The organism is Virgibacillus necropolis, assembly GCF_002224365.1.
GTDB classification, from domain to species: Bacteria; Bacillota; Bacilli; order Bacillales; family Amphibacillaceae; genus Virgibacillus_F; species Virgibacillus_F necropolis.
This window is the reverse complement of sequence record NZ_CP022437.1, coordinates 1926770-1943277: the sequence shown is the minus strand read 5'-3', so window position 1 is coordinate 1943277 and position 16508 is coordinate 1926770. Positions and strand designations below refer to the sequence as shown.

General features: G+C 35.7%; 18 protein-coding genes and 1 other annotated feature. Of the genes, 4 read left to right on the top strand and 14 right to left on the bottom strand.

Translation table 11 applies throughout. The features are described from left to right. The 4 genes from CFK40_RS09085 to sigK all read left to right on the top strand — a co-directional run bounded on the left by CFK40_RS09085 (position 1) and on the right by sigK (position 1995). Positions 1 to 477: a Na+/H+ antiporter subunit E gene (locus CFK40_RS09085; RefSeq protein WP_089532007.1), complete on the top strand. Its 477-nt coding sequence runs from the start codon at positions 1 to 3 to the stop codon at positions 475 to 477. Continuing rightward, positions 474 to 785, top strand: coding sequence for a Na(+)/H(+) antiporter subunit F1 (locus CFK40_RS09080; protein WP_089532006.1), 312 nt, complete (start codon positions 474 to 476; stop codon positions 783 to 785). The genes CFK40_RS09085 and CFK40_RS09080 overlap by 4 nt, the downstream gene beginning before the upstream one ends. Beyond that, a complete protein-coding gene (gene mnhG / locus CFK40_RS09075; protein WP_089532005.1) occupies positions 766 to 1152 on the top strand; it encodes a monovalent cation/H(+) antiporter subunit G in 387 nt (128 codons plus the stop codon). The genes CFK40_RS09080 and mnhG overlap by 20 nt, the downstream gene beginning before the upstream one ends. Positions 1153 to 1278: 126 nt before the next feature. Next, positions 1279 to 1995 (top strand): RNA polymerase sporulation sigma factor SigK, encoded by a 717-nt coding sequence (gene sigK / locus CFK40_RS09070; protein ID WP_089532004.1) that lies wholly within the window; start codon positions 1279 to 1281, stop codon positions 1993 to 1995. A gap of 566 nt (positions 1996 to 2561) precedes the next feature. Here the strand turns inward: sigK and CFK40_RS09065 are convergent. The 14 genes from CFK40_RS09065 to recD2 form a co-directional block, all read right to left on the bottom strand. Then, on the bottom strand, positions 2562 to 3131 hold the full coding sequence (locus CFK40_RS09065; RefSeq protein WP_089532003.1) for a DUF4256 domain-containing protein: 570 nt from the start codon (positions 3129 to 3131) through the stop codon (positions 2562 to 2564). Positions 3132 to 3272: 141 nt separating this feature from the next. Continuing rightward, positions 3273 to 3962, bottom strand: a complete 690-nt coding sequence (gene mtnN, locus CFK40_RS09060) for a 5'-methylthioadenosine/S-adenosylhomocysteine nucleosidase (protein WP_089532002.1) — start codon at positions 3960 to 3962, stop codon at positions 3273 to 3275. Between the two features lie 32 nt (positions 3963 to 3994). Next, on the bottom strand, positions 3995 to 4720 hold the full coding sequence (locus CFK40_RS09055; RefSeq protein ID WP_089532001.1) for a YrrS family protein: 726 nt from the start codon (positions 4718 to 4720) through the stop codon (positions 3995 to 3997). Positions 4721 to 4958: 238 nt separating this feature from the next. Next, the gene (gene greA / locus CFK40_RS09050; RefSeq protein WP_089532000.1) at positions 4959 to 5435 is read right to left on the bottom strand and encodes a transcription elongation factor GreA; all 477 of its coding nucleotides are present in this window, start codon (positions 5433 to 5435) and stop codon (positions 4959 to 4961) included. A gap of 155 nt (positions 5436 to 5590) precedes the next feature. After that, complete coding sequence (gene udk, locus CFK40_RS09045) at positions 5591 to 6229, bottom strand: uridine kinase (protein ID WP_089531999.1); 639 nt, start codon at positions 6227 to 6229, stop codon at positions 5591 to 5593. Positions 6230 to 6252: 23 nt separating this feature from the next. Next, positions 6253 to 6891 carry an O-methyltransferase gene (locus CFK40_RS09040; protein ID WP_089531998.1) on the bottom strand — a complete coding sequence of 213 codons (639 nt, stop codon included), beginning with the start codon at positions 6889 to 6891 and terminating at the stop codon, positions 6253 to 6255. Positions 6892 to 7154: 263 nt separating this feature from the next. Further along, positions 7155 to 8273, bottom strand: a complete 1119-nt coding sequence (gene mltG / locus CFK40_RS09035; RefSeq protein WP_089531997.1) for an endolytic transglycosylase MltG — start codon at positions 8271 to 8273, stop codon at positions 7155 to 7157. 235 nt (positions 8274 to 8508) lie between these two features. Beyond that, positions 8509 to 8796 carry a DUF1292 domain-containing protein gene (locus tag CFK40_RS09030; RefSeq protein ID WP_089531996.1) on the bottom strand — a complete coding sequence of 96 codons (288 nt, stop codon included), beginning with the start codon at positions 8794 to 8796 and terminating at the stop codon, positions 8509 to 8511. A gap of 16 nt (positions 8797 to 8812) precedes the next feature. Then, positions 8813 to 9226 (bottom strand): Holliday junction resolvase RuvX, encoded by a 414-nt coding sequence (gene ruvX / locus CFK40_RS09025; RefSeq protein ID WP_089531995.1) that lies wholly within the window; start codon positions 9224 to 9226, stop codon positions 8813 to 8815. A 3-nt stretch (positions 9227 to 9229) separates the two neighbouring features. Further along, entirely contained in the window at positions 9230 to 9493 is a 264-nt protein-coding gene (locus CFK40_RS09020) for an IreB family regulatory phosphoprotein (protein WP_089531994.1), read from the bottom strand. Positions 9494 to 9588: 95 nt separating this feature from the next. Further along, positions 9589 to 12231 carry an alanine--tRNA ligase gene (gene alaS / locus CFK40_RS09015; RefSeq protein WP_089531993.1) on the bottom strand — a complete coding sequence of 881 codons (2643 nt, stop codon included), beginning with the start codon at positions 12229 to 12231 and terminating at the stop codon, positions 9589 to 9591. A gap of 203 nt (positions 12232 to 12434) precedes the next feature. After that, positions 12435 to 12650 (bottom strand) — a binding site (T-box leader). Positions 12651 to 12758: 108 nt separating this feature from the next. After that, positions 12759 to 13853, bottom strand: a complete 1095-nt coding sequence (locus tag CFK40_RS09010; protein WP_089531992.1) for an AI-2E family transporter — start codon at positions 13851 to 13853, stop codon at positions 12759 to 12761. Positions 13854 to 13902: 49 nt separating this feature from the next. Then, positions 13903 to 14091, bottom strand: coding sequence for a hypothetical protein (locus tag CFK40_RS09005; RefSeq protein WP_089531991.1), 189 nt, complete (start codon positions 14089 to 14091; stop codon positions 13903 to 13905). A 76-nt stretch (positions 14092 to 14167) separates the two neighbouring features. Then, positions 14168 to 16498, bottom strand: coding sequence for an SF1B family DNA helicase RecD2 (gene recD2, locus CFK40_RS09000; RefSeq protein ID WP_089531990.1), 2331 nt, complete (start codon positions 16496 to 16498; stop codon positions 14168 to 14170). Positions 16499 to 16508 lie beyond the last annotated feature (10 nt).

Below are 16508 nucleotides of genomic sequence, written 5' to 3'. Positions count from 1 at the left end.
ATGACATTTCAAATTGTTATTAATTTAATGATTGCAGTAATGTGGATGTTTTTACAAGAAACATATAATACCGCAAGCTTTATTGGCGGATACATTCTTGGAATCCTATTACTTTTATTACTGAATCGTTTTATTCCTGATTCATTTTATTTGAATCGATTTTTCAAAATCCTTCAGCTAATTCTTCTGTTTTGTAAAGAATTAATTACAGCTAATATGGATATTGTTAAATTAGTTTATAAACCGAAGCTTGATATTGAACCAGGTATATTTGCGATGCCAACAACATTAAAGAGTAATTGGGAAATTACCCTACTAGCTAACTTAATCTCATTAACACCAGGTACATTAACAGTTGCTATATCAGATGACAATACACATCTTTATATACATGCAATGGATATAGATGATATCGATGAAGCAATTGCTGAGATCAAAAATACCTTTGAGAAAGCAATAATGGAGGTTACACGATGAATGAACTTCTAAATCTTTCAGAACATATACTTAAATTCTCTACCATTTTGTCTGTGATTGGTATTGCAATTTCACTGGTCTTGCTTCTATATCGAATGCTAATTGGGCCGTCTAATGCAGATCGCGCTGTTGCATTAGATACAATTGGAATGGGCCTAATGGGACTTGCAGCATTGCTATCTATTATACTTAGTTCCACTAATTTTAACGATGTAATCTTGTTGATAGGAATTCTGTTATTTATCGGTACGTTAGCTATTGCAAAATTTCTTGAAAAGGGTGTTATCATTGATCGAAACTTGGACTAATATCATCCTAAACATTATCATCAGCTTTTTTATTCTTTCGGGTTCGTTTTTTCTTTTATCCAGCTCAATAGGTGTTGTTCGTTTTCCGGATGTATATACTCGCTTACATGCTGCGACAAAAGCCTCAACACTCGGTATTTCAGGAATTTTAATCGGTACATTTTTGTATTTATATGTAGCCCATTCGATTGTTAGTGGCAAATTGTTATTGGCGATACTATTCACTTTTCTAACTGTTCCGGTTTCTGGGCATATGATTTCTAGAGCAGCACATCGGAAAGAAGTAAAGCCTTTAACAAATAATCAAAACGATGAATATGAAGAAGCACTACAAAAAAGTATGAAAGAAACAGCGAGGAAAAAGTGACTTGAATGATAAGTCGCTTTTTTTATTTTTACCTTCTTACATAGGACATACACAAAAGTACGTCTTCGCTCATATAGATGAATTATAGGCCATTGCCTAGCAGAAACTCTCAGGGAGGTGTATAATTTGTCGAGTATTTTAAGCGTTCTTGCTTTGTTAATTAAAGAAACGCTCTTCTTTGTATCCTATGTAAAAAACCATGCCTTTCCACAGCCTCTTCCTCCAGAAGACGAAGCCAAGTATATTAAAGAAATGAAAACCGGAGACGAAAATGCTAGGAATAAGTTAATTGAACATAACCTTCGTTTAGTTGCACATATTGTCAAGAAATTTGAAAATACTGGTGAGGATATGGAAGATTTAATTTCCATCGGAACAATCGGATTAATAAAGGGGATTGAGAGCTATTCACCTGATAAAGGAACTAAGCTAGCCACTTATGCAGCTCGATGTATAGAAAATGAAATTTTGATGCATTTACGTGCCTTAAAAAAAGTCAAAAAAGATGTTTCCTTGCATGACCCTATTGGGCAAGACAAAGAAGGAAACGAAATAAGCTTAATCGACATTTTAGAATCAGAATCAGAGGATGTAATTGAGTATATTCAATTACATATGGAACTCGATAAGATGAAGAAATACTTTTCAATCCTAGACGAGAGAGAAAGAGAAGTAATTATTTATCGCTATGGGTTAAATAATTATCAAGAAATGACACAGCGTGAAATTGCAAAAAAATTAAACATATCTAGAAGCTATGTGTCACGTATTGAAAAGCGTGCTTTAATGAAAGTATTTCATGAGTACTTTAAACAAGAAAATCCAAACAGGAGAAAAGGATAATTATACTAATCACCCTCAAAAGAATCCTCGTGTGATCTTTTGGAGTGTATCATATACATCTAGAACAATTCTTAACCATAAAGCACTAACCAGAATAAATATAGGATAAATACGGCTATTAAAATGTAACACTTCTTACATGTTTTTCACCCACTCATTTACCAATGAAGTTAAGTAACTGGAAGATAAAAGGGGCTAATTTATCAGTGTTTTACTGAGAAATTAGCCTGTTTGTAAGAATTATTGTCTAGCTCCAGCGACTAGTGGACTTCCCTTACCTCCGGACGATAAGTCAACATCGGATGTTAGAAGGAAGGCCGACTAAAAGCGGGCTTGTGCTCAGGTCGGCACACCCCCTATGAAGGTGCGTGTTTCCTTTTCACTTCATCACAGCATAAGATTCACTTTGACTTTCGCCTTTGTGAGCGATAAGTCAAGTTCATCTAATCTCCTGCAGAGAATGTTCGATTAAGACCGCCGCTTTGCGCGGCAAAATCGAACCACCCGTGTTGCACGGGCGCAGTCCATACGTCGCTAAACAGGCACCTGCGCTTTTCTTGAAAAACTTAGACCCTTAGCGAGCCACGGAACCCTCTGGCACCATAGTAAGAGGATGCACCGTTGTGATACACGAAGACGTGCTCGTAGCGATAATCACAAAAAAGAGCACCGCCGAGTTCTCTAATGTTAGAGGGGGTTTGTACCCAACTCGACGTTTTCATATCGAAATTTTCAAGTTTCTGCAACGCTCGATATTGTTCTTCCGTTAAAAGTTCAATGCCGATGGCAGTTGCCATATCAATAGCGTTATTTTCTGGTTTATGTTTTTTTCTTGACTCCAGCCCTGTGCGATCGTAGCAAACACTTCTACGACCTTTAGGACTTTCCGCTGAACAATCATAAAAAATGTATTCGCCCTTCTTTTTATCATGACCAACAACATCCGGTTCACCGCCAGTTCTTTCCATTTCATTGAGCGACCACAGTTTTTCTGTATTTACATCCAGCTTTTCTTGGACTTTAGCCCATTCAAGACCTTTATGGCGGTTCATGTTTTTCTCAAAACGGGCTTTCAATGCTCTGAGTAACTCTTCACGTTGTTCTAGTGACAACTCCTTTTTATTGCTCTTTGTCATGTTAGTACCCTCCTATTGTTTTTACTCATAATGGTTTAAGTATATATAAAGATTTGTTTTATTTAAATACCTTTGTATATAAAAAGTCCCTCCAACATGGATTGTACCATGAAATGGAGGGCTTTTATTAAACAATAATGTTTATAGATCTTTAATCATCTTCATAATTAAGCTAGCTGCGTTTTTTGCTGCCTTTTCTATGAATGTATCAAATGATATGGAGGATTCCTTTCCTGCTATATCAGAAAGCGCCCGGATAATGACAAACGGCTTATCATATTGAAAACAGACCTGCGCTACTGCGGCTGCTTCCATCTCCGCTGCAATCATGGCGGGAAACTTTTCCTTTATACGTTTTACATGGACAGGGTCCGCCATGAATGTGTCTGCTGTTGCAATAATACCTTCTCGTGAAGCAACAGTGAGCGATTTAACTGCATTTGTAGCTATTGAAATAAGTTTTGGATCTGCTGCAAACATTGCAGGCATTCCTGGAACTTGTCCATAAGCATAATCAAATGCTGTTACATCCACATCATGATGAACAACTTGAGAAGACACAACAATATCCCCGATATCCAATTCTGGTGTGAATCCGCCAGCAGATCCTGTATTTATAACATAATCTGGATTAAACCGTTCATGAAGAATAGTGGTGGCCATTGCAGCATTAACTTTCCCAATTCCCGATTTTAATAAAACGACTTGTTTATCATTCATCTCCCCCGTAACAAACAAGCAATTTGCAATTGTTTGTTCTTTCTTCTCTGACATATTTTCTATTAAGAGCGCTACCTCTTCGTCCATCGCCCCAATTATTCCGATTGTCATTAATATGCCCCCGCTTTTAATTAAACTTTATATCAGTCATAAGGATTTTCTTTTAGTATTTTTACCATTGTTGGTTTCCAACCTTCGTTTTCAACCCAAGTAAGATTTACTTGATATACATTCTCCTGTGACTGATCTGTAACAGTTCCTATTACTTTTTGATCTCCACCATTCTCAATCATCTCAGTTATCATATTTCCCTCTTGCAGACCAGTAGCTAAGCGTATAGCCTTTTCCATTTCTTTCCAGTCTTGAGTCTCTGTATCAAATTGAGTGGTATGTGGACCTTCTTGTTCTGTTCCAATAGGCTTCCAATTTGCAGTATATGCTTCCTTCACGTTTGGCTCATCAGGCACTTCAACTGTTTCTTTCTCTAGTTCGTTATTGTCTTCACTTTCTTCGGTTTTGGTATCATCATTCTTTTTGCTTTGCTCATCTTCTGCATTAGGATCATCAGACGAATCACCTGAATTTGTACTATCATCTTTTGTTGATTCACTATTTTCATCAGATGTTTTTTCATCATTATTCGTTTCATCTTTTGTAGCTTCATCGTTACTTTCGCCTGCATTCTTTTCACTCGTTGATTCGGTAGAAGGTTGTCCACTATCTGTTTCTTCATTCCCACCAAAGAGAAATAGACCAAGCAAAAAGATAATTAATATGCCACCTAAAATTAGAAAAAGAGAAATAGATTTGGTATTTTTTCGTCTTTTGTCAAATTTATCTATCCTTGAATTTTTATTAGGATCTTTCATCTTACATTCCCTCCCTCACGCATGCTATTATAATATCATATTTTCTATTCTATTTAATGCGTAAAGCTAGAAATGAACCATATTGACTAATTTTTTTTAGCAGTTAAGAAGTATAAATCCTTTCTTACTGCATAAGTGCAACTAAGACTTTCACCATTAAGGCTTGGCGATAAGCCAAGTTTTCTAAGAAATAGAAAAAGCGAGATAGCTTTATCTCGCCTTTACATACCCAGTTATATTAATTCACACCAACAATTTTAACTTGTATATCTCCACCAGGCGTTACTACTGTTACTTCTGTACCTTTTTGGTGACCTAAAAGGCTTTTTGCCATAGGAGAGTCATTTGAAATTTTGCCGTCAAATGGGTCAGCTTCTGCACTACCGACAATTGTATATGTCTCTTCTTCTCCGCTTGGTAATTCTTGAAATGTTACAGATTTACCAAGTGAAACGATGTCTGGATTATCGTTATCATTTTCTATAATTACTGCATTACGAATCATTTTTTCCACTTGAGAAATACGCGATTCTACAAAAGCTTGATCATCCTTAGCCGCGTCATATTCTGAATTCTCAGAAAGATCCCCAAAGTCACGAGCCACTTTGATACGTTCTACTACCTCTTGTCTGCGTTCTGTTTTTAAATGATGTAATTCTTTCTCTAACTTCGATTTTCCCTCTTCAGTCATATAATAGCTTTTCTCTACAGCCATTAAAAACACTCCTTTTTATCTACAATAAGAAACAACATATAAAAATGAGCAACACTGGATTGTGTGCCCGATAAAATAAATATGTTCTAATCCTAATATGGCAGATTCTATTTAAATTTTCAATACTTTTTCACTATTTCTAGTTCCATTACCCACTATTGCTTTGTGTGATTTTTCGCCAATATGTTTTCAATTTTAGTAGCCATTATATCAATAGCCACATGATTTTGTCCACCTTCAGGGATGATAATATCAGCATACCGCTTTGTTGGCTCAACAAATTGTAAATGCATAGGGCGAACATTATTTACATATTGATCAATTACGGAGTCAAGTGACCTTCCACGATCTTTAATATCGCGCATCATTCTGCGTATAATTCGAATGTCTGCATCGGTATCAACAAAAACCTTTATATCCATCAGATCAACTAAACGTGGATCCTCTAAAATTAAAATTCCCTCTAAAATAATTACTTCTTTTGGCTCCACCACAACAGATTCCTCTGAACGTGTGTGCATTTTATAATCATAGATCGGTTTTTCAATCGACTCTTTATTCATTAAGTAGTTTAAATGATCAATTAAAAGATCATTATCAAATGCTAGGGGATGATCATAATTCGTATTTAATCGTTCTTCAAAAGGCAGGTGGCTTTGATCTTTATAATAATAGTCCTGTTCAATCACAAGAATTGTTTTGTCAGAGAATCGTTTACATATAGACCGTGTAACTGTAGTTTTACCACTTCCACTACCTCCAGCCACTCCAATAACTACTGGCTTGTCTCGCATATTTCTGTGCACTCCTTTTGACTCTATCTTTTGATGCTTATGGCTATTCCATCGCCAATCGGAACAATCGTTGTATGAAAGTTCTCATTGTTTATTAACCAATTATTATAATTTTTAATTTTGTTTGCAATTTTTGTGGATCGCGGATTATCATCGCTAGGGTTCGCAACATACCCTTTGAATAATACATTATCAGATATAATTAATCCACCTTTTTGGATGGAAGGGCTATATAATTCAAAAAGTCGTTTATATTGGCCCTTAGCTGCATCAATAAACATCAAATCGAAGGAGGATTGGCCGGTTATCTTTTCAGCTACTTCAAGGGCATCACCATATACCACATTAATCCGCTCTAATTTATCTTGTGATTTAATTTCATCTAACGCATAATTAAAACGTTCCGCGTCACGTTCTATAGTCGTAATAAATGCATTTGGATTTGCTTGAAGCATTCGTAAAGCTGAATAACCAATTGCTGTACCTATCTCCAAAATATGGGCTGGTTCATGAATTCGAATAAGTTGTTGCAAAAAATGCATACTTACCGGATCCATAATGGGTACATGATGTTCTTTTGCGTATAATTCTAATTTACTTACCCATTCTTCACTTGCTGGTATTGTTCCAAGTAAATATTGGTTCAACAGGTCATCATTCATGTCAATTGCTCCTTTTTATCCAGTTAATAAGAAAAGCGCAAGCGCCTTGAAAGACACGACAAGCATAAGCAGAGCGGTGCAGTGTGAGTGCTTTGCTCACACGGAAGCGAGCTGCTTATGTCTCGAGTGTCTAGGCGCTGGAGCTAGACAGATAATCGCCAAAACTTTATACTTTTTTTGCTTTCAAAAAAAATGGGAAATGTGAATTTTCATCCACACTTCCAAATTTAATCCCCTAGCCCATACGTAATCTGTTTCCTAATCTAGTTTATATACTTTTCTTTTAACTGCAAATGTTTCTCGTAGGTTTCTGAATAGTGAATATTTCCTTTACTGTCATGGAGGAAAAAGAGATTTTTGGATTCCTCTGGGTTAAGAGCTGCCTTTAAAGAACTTTCAGCAAAATTTGAAATAGGTCCTATTGGTAATTTATTTATGTGATATGTGTTATATGGAGACTCTACTTTTAAATCTTTTAATAAGACCTTTTCCTTGTGACCCCCTAGAGCATATAATACGGTAGGATCTGTTTGCAGAGGCATACCCTCTTCTAAACGATTGTAAAAAACACCAGCGATTTTCTTACGTTGTTCAAATGTTTTTGCTTCATTTTCCAATAAAGATGCCATCGTCAACGCTTCATGCACGGTAAGATCCTGTGCCGAGATATCATCTAAATGTGGTGTGACTACTTTAACGGTCTTGTCTAACATTTTTTTGACGACAGCTTCTACATTAGGCTTTTCATCATAAAAATTGTAGGTAGCAGCAAATAAGTATCCTTCCAAAGGTGTACGAATATCTGGATTCAAAATTTCCTTTGTTAATATTGATGGATGTTTTTCGATTAATGACTCAATATAATCTACATTATTCACTTTATTTAAAAAGTCTTTTTTACTAAACGATAATTGTTTTGAGAAAATCTCCGCCATTTGATTAATTGTTTTACCTTCTGGAATTGTAACATTATATTTTGGTTCTTCTAAAACCTTTCCACTTTTTAGTGATTCTATTATTTCATCTAATGTCATGGAAGGAGAAAACGTGTAATTACCTGCTTGGAAATTTGATTCATTTTTAAATTTTATGTAAAAGCGAAATACACGTGCATCCTTAATAATTCCTTCACTTTCCAAGATTGACGCTATATCAGACGTAGAAGACCCCATTGGGATTTCAACTTTAAGTTCTTTTTCACTTTCAGGATTTACTGGTTGAAGTGCTGATTTAACATACATATATCCAGATATTCCCCCTACCAGGAGAATTAAAATTAACGATATGATAACAATCGTCACAATTTTACGAACAGATTTTGCATCTTCATTTCGCTTTATTAGGTTGTCCGTATAACTGCCTGGCCCTTTCTTCTTGAACATAAACTAACTCCTTTCGTCCGCTATATTATACTAAAAACTCGCTAGAATATCTATGATTTAAAGCGAATTAGGTTTTTTAGTGTCGAAAATCGTTTAAAAACTCGGGATTCGCCTCGTCTTTACTAGCGAATGCCGAGTTTTCTTATACTGGCTGACTTACTTAAAAATCTTTTATATACATAAAAAAGCCGATGTCCAACAGACACCAGCTTTTGTTATACCTTAATTTTAATCCTTACTGCTCCATTTCCTCATCCGCAAGCGTATTTAACATTTCTTCAACCATTTCCCATTCCTCGTCAGACTCAATTGGGAATAGAGACAAATCATTATCATCTGCGTCTTTTTCTTCATAACGAAAAGCGTAAACTTCTACTTCTTCGTCATCTTTTTGTTCGACAGGTACTACTGCAATATACGATTGTTCTGTTTCATCAGCATCAAATGTAAATAATACCTCAAATAAATGTTCTTCTCCATTTTCATCTGGTATTACAATGCGTTCTTTTTCATCTAGTGCCATTCCGTCACTCCTTCAATTATTTTTTATCTAAATAACCCTGCAAAATCATTACAGCCGCCATTTTATCAATTACTTTCTTTCTTTTTTTTCTACTCATATCTGCTTCTATAAGAATCCGCTCAGCAGCTACTGTTGTTAATCGCTCATCCCATAGGTCTGTTGGTATGTTGTGTACCTTTTCCACATGTTTAGCATATGCAATAGATGCTTCTCCTCGTTCACCTATGTCTCCATTCATGTGTTTTGGAAGGCCGATCACTATCTTTTCAGCTTCATGCTTCTCAATAATTGCTTTCAATTCCGCGTCGGCCGACTTTCGATCATTCTCATTCCATTTGATAGTTGTAATACCTTGTGCTGTCCAGCCTAGTGCATCACTAACAGCAACGCCTATCGTTTTTGAACCAACATCTAACCCTATTATTTTCATTTACTATTCCTCTTGATGTTCTAAATAAAATTTAACCAATTCTTCAATTAACTCGTCTCTTTCAAGCTTCCGAATTAAATTTCGCGCATCATTGTGTCTTGGGATATACGCAGGGTCACCAGATAATAAATAACCCACAATTTGATTAATCGGATTATACCCTTTTTCCTTAAGTGCCCCGTGGACTGTGAACAGAATTTCTTTAATATCCTGATCAAATGGTTCTTCCGAAAAATTAAATTTCATTGTCTTATCAATAGAGCTCATAGTGACACCTCATTCCAGGTTTTGGCTTCTTCTATCATATTAACATGTTTGTAATTATTATTATATCTTTTTTTACTATCATAAATACCTAATAACTAGTTTTTTAATGTTTCTTTTACATAATTAGTAGCGTATGCTAGGGCGTCATTAATTTTACTTGGGTCTTTCCCACCTGCTTGGGCCATGTCTGGACGGCCTCCACCGCCTCCACCACAAAGCTGTGCAGCTCCTTTAATTAATTTACCAGCATGTAAACCTTTTTCAATTAAATCCTTTGATACACCTGCAGCTAATTGGACCTTTCCATCGTTATCCGTAGCTAATAGGATCATACCAGTTCCTAGTTTTTGTTTAATATCGTCTACCATTCCACGCAATTGATTCATATCCTTCACATTCACTTTTTCTGCTAATAAAGGTACCGAATTAACATTTTTTACTTCCTCTAGAATCGATGATGCTTCAAGATTAGAAAGCTTCGCACGTAAAGATTCATTTTCTTTCTGCATTATCTTTATATCGTTAAACATTCCTTTAATTTTTTCAGGTACATCTTCTTGATTGGTTTTTAATAATTGCCCTGTCATTTTTAGTGTTCCCATTTTTTTATTAATAAAATGGTAAGCATGTTTACTAGAAACTGCTTCAATGCGACGTGTGCCCGCTCCAATTCCAGTTTCATTCATGATTTTAAATAAACCAATTTCAGCTGTATTCTTTACATGACACCCACCACAAAGCTCGATACTATAGTCGCTAACTTGAACAACCCGAACAATATCGCCATATTTCTCGCCGAATAAGGCCATTGCACCCATTTCTTTTGCTTCATTAATTTTTTTATGTTCAATTAAAAGTGGTAGCGACATCCAAATTTTTTCATTAACCTTTGTTTCAATCTGCTTTATTTCTTCATCTGAAATGGAACCAAAGTGGGAAAAGTCAAAACGTAATCTTTCAGGCGTCACTAGCGATCCTGCTTGATTAACATGGTCTCCTAGAACGTCTTTTAAAGCCTGATGTAACAAGTGTGTAGCCGTGTGATTTTTAATAATAGCATTACGGAAATTACGATCTACAGTAGCTGAGACTTGATCTTCAAGCTGAAAATCCCCCTCTTTTACTACAACACGATGAATATGTTGCCCCTTAGGTGCCTTTTGAACATCTTCTACATACATGGAAGCATTTCCAGTGTAGATCCATCCTTTATCTGCAACCTGTCCACCACTCTCTGCATAAAATGGCGTTTCTTGCAAAAATACAAACGCTTCATCCCCAGCTTTCAACGTATTAACAAATTCTTTACCGATAATCATCTGCGTAATAGTAGTTTGTGTTTCAATGTGATTATATCCAACAAAATCACTTGCATGATCTACTTTGCTGAGGATTTCATCTTGAACATGCATGGAATCAACCTTTTGTCGTGCATTTCGAGCTCGGTCACGTTGATTTTGCATTTCTTTTTCGAAAGCCTGCTCATCAATTGTGAAGCCTTCTTCCTCTACATATTCCTCTGTTAATTCCTTAGGAAAACCATAAGTGTCATATAAGCGAAAAACTTCTTTACCTGGAAATACTTTACTCCCTTTAGCTTTCTCTTCATTTATAATATGATTAAGTATCTCTAATCCATCATGCAATGTTTCATGAAAACGTTCTTCTTCCAATTTGACAACCTTTTGTATATGTTCTTGTTGTTTTAAAACCTCTGGATAAAAGTCCTTCATGATTTCGCCTACTATTGGAACCAATTTATACATGAATGGCTTTTCAATACCAATTTGTTTCGCAAAGCGAACTGCTCGACGTAACAATCTACGTAATACATAGCCGCGTCCCTCATTTGAAGGAATTGCACTATCCCCGATAGCAAATGTAACGGTCCGAATATGATCAGCAATTACCTTAAAGGCGGTATCACTTTCACTACTTTTGCCATACGTTACATTAGCAAATTCCTCTGCTTCTTTGATGATTGGCATAAATAGGTCTGTTTCAAAGTTTGTTGGGGTATCCTGGATTACACAAATCATTCGTTCTAGTCCCATACCTGTATCAATATTTTTCTTTGGTAATGGTGTATACGTGTCATCAGGATTGTGATTAAACTGTGAAAATACTAAATTCCATATTTCCAGGTACCGGTCATTTTCTCCACCTGGATACAATTCCGGGTCATTTGGATCATTACCATACTTTTCCCCACGATCATAGAAAATTTCTGTATTTGGTCCACTTGGCCCTTCTCCGATATCCCAGAAATTTTCTTCTAAACGGATAATCCGTTCTTCTGGTATCTGAATGTCCTTTAACCAAATGTCAAATGCTTCATCGTCCTCTGGATGAACGGTTACCGCTAAAAGTTCTGGATCAAATCCTATCCATTTATCACTCGTTAAAAATTCCCAACCCCATTCAATTGCTTCTTTTTTAAAGTAATCACCAATTGAAAAATTTCCGAGCATTTCAAAGAATGTATGGTGACGTGCAGTAAAACCAACATTTTCAATATCGTTCGTCCGAATCGACTTTTGCGCATTTACCAATCGTGGATTTTCCGGTATTACGCGTCCATCAAAGTATTTTTTCAATGTAGCAACACCACTATTAATCCACAACAGTGTGGGATCTTCATTTGGTACTAGTGATGCACTTGGCTCCACACGATGTCCTTTTTCTATAAAGAAGTCAATAAACATTTGTCTTACGTCAGCAGATGATAATTGTTCCATAACTTTTGTCCTCCTATTTTCTTAAGATCTAGCTGTGGCTCCTTGGAGTTCGCGAATAAGCAATGGACACTTCGAGCACGAAGAACACGTTCTCTACGGTCCCTTGCTTATGCGTGTCACTCCAGACCAGTCGCCTTCACTTTTCATATCTAGCTGTGGCTCCTTGGAGTTCGCGACAACAAAAAAATCCCATCACTGCAAATTGCAGGGACGAGATTTTATCGCGGTACCACCCTAATTATGAACAACAACAATCAATTGTTCATCACTTAATCATGGTAACGGTTTGAAACCGATGGGTATTAACCATACTCCAGTTTAGCTTTCCATGACTCTTTCAAGTGGGATTCCTCTCAGCCAACGGAAATCCCTCTCTTATAAGTAGAGTAGCATGTACTTAGAACCTTCAACATTTTTTCATATACTAATTATTATGCGTCATTCGCCCCATTTTAGTAGCGGATGGCGAAGCTCAAATCCTTAGAGATTTTTAATTGAGTTAAGTATAAGTAATATACATTGATATGTCAATCAGAAGTATTTTTCTTAGTAACTTGTCTAGCTTCAGTACTTTTTCGAAATTGCCTTACAATCTCATTCGTTATTGTTAGTAATGGGACTGCTAGTAACAAGCCTACCACACCACCAACCTGTCCACCAACTAGCAGAGCAAAAATAATTGCTATTGGATGAATGTGTATACTTTTCCCAACAATAAATGGAGAAAGGAAATTACTTTCAATTAGTTGTATAACAAAAACGGTTATCAATACAAAGACGGCAAGCTTAGTCGACACGGTTAATGCGATTGCAAGAGCTGGTAATGCGCCAATTATTGGGCCAAAATAAGGAATAAAGTTAGTAAATCCCATAATAATTGCTAAAACCAAAGCATACTTGAGATCCAGAAAATAATAGCTGGTAAAAGTAGCGATACTCACAAAAAGACTTACAAGCAATTGTCCACGTATATAATTACCTAAGCTTTTATCAATCGAGAACAGTATTTCATGTGCTCGATGATGATAGGTTGATGGAATCCATTTCTTCAACCAATCTTTTATTCGTTTTTTATCTTTTAGAAAGTAAAAAACGAGTACTGGAATCACCGTAACGACAACAATGATATCAAAAATCTTTGTAATAGAGTTTATAAGTTTTGAGACTAAATTTCCCATCCTTGTCTCTATTTGCTGGAACAAGTTGTCCATCTTATCATGAACTGTTTCTGGTAAAAAGGCAGTTGATTCATAAATTTGATAAATCCAATTTTTGTAGGTTGAAATAAATTGCGGTAATTGATCGCTTAGCTCTGTTAACTGACGAAGAAATAGCGGGTAAATACGATTAATTGCAAAGATTATTCCTCCTAAGAATAACACGTAAATAATTAAGATCGCTAATCCTTTTGGAATGTTAAACGAGTGAATCTTTTGCATTATCGGATAAAGTAAATACGCAATAAATAAGGAAAAGAAGAAAGGGAAAAATACACTCCACAAAAAGGAAAAAACAGTTCCATAAAAGGGGAACAGTTTTATAAAAAGATAAACTAATAAGAAAGTCAAAATACCTATTATTAGCCAATATAAAATATGTAAGGGGTTTTTTTCTTTAAACATAAATGGCGCTCCTTAGTTTTAAAAGTAAATTACGAATTAAAACCATTCTTCACCATTGTATCTTTCGTTCTTCATCTGTGAACAAATCATTTAATGAACTCAGCGATCCATCTGACTCAATCTGATGAATTTTCACTTCCTCATTTACTACCGTTATTTCTATAAAGCAGTTCCAACAGTAATATTGCTGAGAGCCTATTTTCCCTAAATCTTTTCGATTGCAATTTGGGCATTCCATAACCTACATAACTCCTTTAAAATGGCTATACATTATTAGGTTATGCTTGCCCAAATAAATCTAAAATATACATGTTTTACATAAAATCGTAAGGACTAATCTCTCCTTCCGTAATGTCTTCCGTTACTTCTTCTATTTTATTTGGTAATCGTTCATGCAATTGGTTTACTAGACTAGTATACCTTTTGTTTGTATCCATGGTGTTTACCCCTCGCAAAAATGCTTGTATTTCTCCACAGATAATTAAGGATTGCTTACTTCTCGTTATAGCTGTATATAGTAGATTTTTACGTAGCATTCGATGATAGGTTGATACTACAGGCAACAGGACAATTGGAAACTCACTTCCTTGTGATTTATGAATGGAAATGCAATAAGCATGTGTTATGTTTGTATAATCCTTTTGTTCATAAACTACTTCTTTACCTTCATACGTCACAACAATCTGTTCCACATTTTCCTTATTTTCATCCTCAAAAAAGATTGCTACAATTTCTCCAATATCTCCATTAGAAACACCGTCTTCCGGTTGATTAACCAATTGGAGTACTTTATCCCCTACTCGGAATATGGTGTCATATATCTTTACCTCACGTTTGGTCTTCGTTTTTGGATTTACAATTGTTTGTAGTGTTTTATTAATAATCGTTATTCCTGCTTGTGAACGATACATCGGCGCTAAAACCTGTATATCTTTCAGATCAATACCCTTCTTTTCTGCATGCGAGAATATTTTTGTAATTACATCAATCATATGAAATTCATTACATTTTAGGAAGCTAAAATCTTTATCGTTTTGAAGCGTCTCAGTTGTACATTCATTATTTTTTATGGTATGGGCTAATTGAATAATTTTGGATCCTTCTTTTTGTCTATACACTTCGTTCAGACTTACTAATGGAATCGATTGACTTGCTAATAAGTCACTGAGTACCTGGCCAGGTCCGACAGAAGGAAGCTGGTCCTCATCACCAACTAATAGGACTTGCATATCATCAGGAATTGCTTTAAACAAACTATTTGCAAGCCAAATATCTACCATAGAAAACTCATCAACAATTAAAAACTTACCTGACAATGGCTCGTTTTGATCTTTATCAAATCCATTATTTCCATCCCAACCGAGTAATCGATGAATAGTAACTGCTGGTAGTCCAGTTGATTCTTTTAATCGTTTTGCCGCACGTCCAGTTGGTGCAGTCAAAACAAACGGATAATCAGACTTTTTCTCATAATCCTTTGGGTCAATAGAAACATCGTGGATTGCTGCATATGCATCTACTATTCCTTTTATAACTGTCGTTTTCCCAGTTCCAGGTCCACCGGTTACAATCATTAATTTAGCGTGCAATGATTGATTAATGGCGTGGAATTGTTCTTTTCCATAGCTTAATGTTTCCGCCTCTTCAATATCGCCAATTATTTTCATCATTTCTGCAAGTGGTGTCTCGTGTTCCATAGGCTTGGTAATCAATCGCTTCACGTGTGAAGCAAATCCATCTTCCGCATAATATAAAGAAGGTAAATAAACGTTAGCATTCTGGATAATCATCGTTTTATCTGTGTTTAGTGATTCCAGTTGATTTTTGACCGTTTCCTTATCCAACTCAGTATTAGTTTTCCCTAATAATTGAATAACGTTTGTTATACATTCGTTTACTGGCAAGTATACATTGCCATCCTGCACGCTTTTTTGCATAACAAAGAGACACCCTGCACCTATACGGTTCGGATGTGTCAGTGATAGTCCATTTAATCCAGCAATTTCATCCGCTTTTTGAAATCCGAAACCTTCCACATCAAATACATATCGATACGGATCCTTCTGAAGCATTTCAATCGATTGGTCCTTATAGACTTGATATATTTTCTGAGCAAGCTTTAACCCAATTCCGAACTTCGCTAAGTACACAACTACATGCTCAAAGCCTTCATTTTCTTGTAATGTTTTTACTAATAGCTCAGCCTTATCAGGTTTCAATCCTTGAACATCTTTTAAAACATCTGGATTTATTAGTATTTGTGATATCGCGTTTTCACCTAAATGCTCAATTATTTTACTAGCTGTTTTTTTACCAATTCCGTGAAATAATTCACTCGATAAATATGCAATTAATCCATCTGTAGTATCTGGTATATCAGATTCATAAGAAGTAACTTGATATTGAAGACCAAACTTAGTATGTCGTTCCATTTGCCCATAAAAAATATAGTCCTTTGCTTCCTGAAGGTTAGAAAAATAGCCCTTTACGACAATTTCTTTATCCTGTATCTGTTCATTTGTATCAAGCACTTTTATTTTTGCAATCGAAAAATGCTCTGTAGCATTATGAAAAATGGTGTACAGAAGCTCTCCTTTAATATATTTTTGTACATCAAGTTCCCTCGATTGCGTGGTGTGTTCCATCAAAACAACC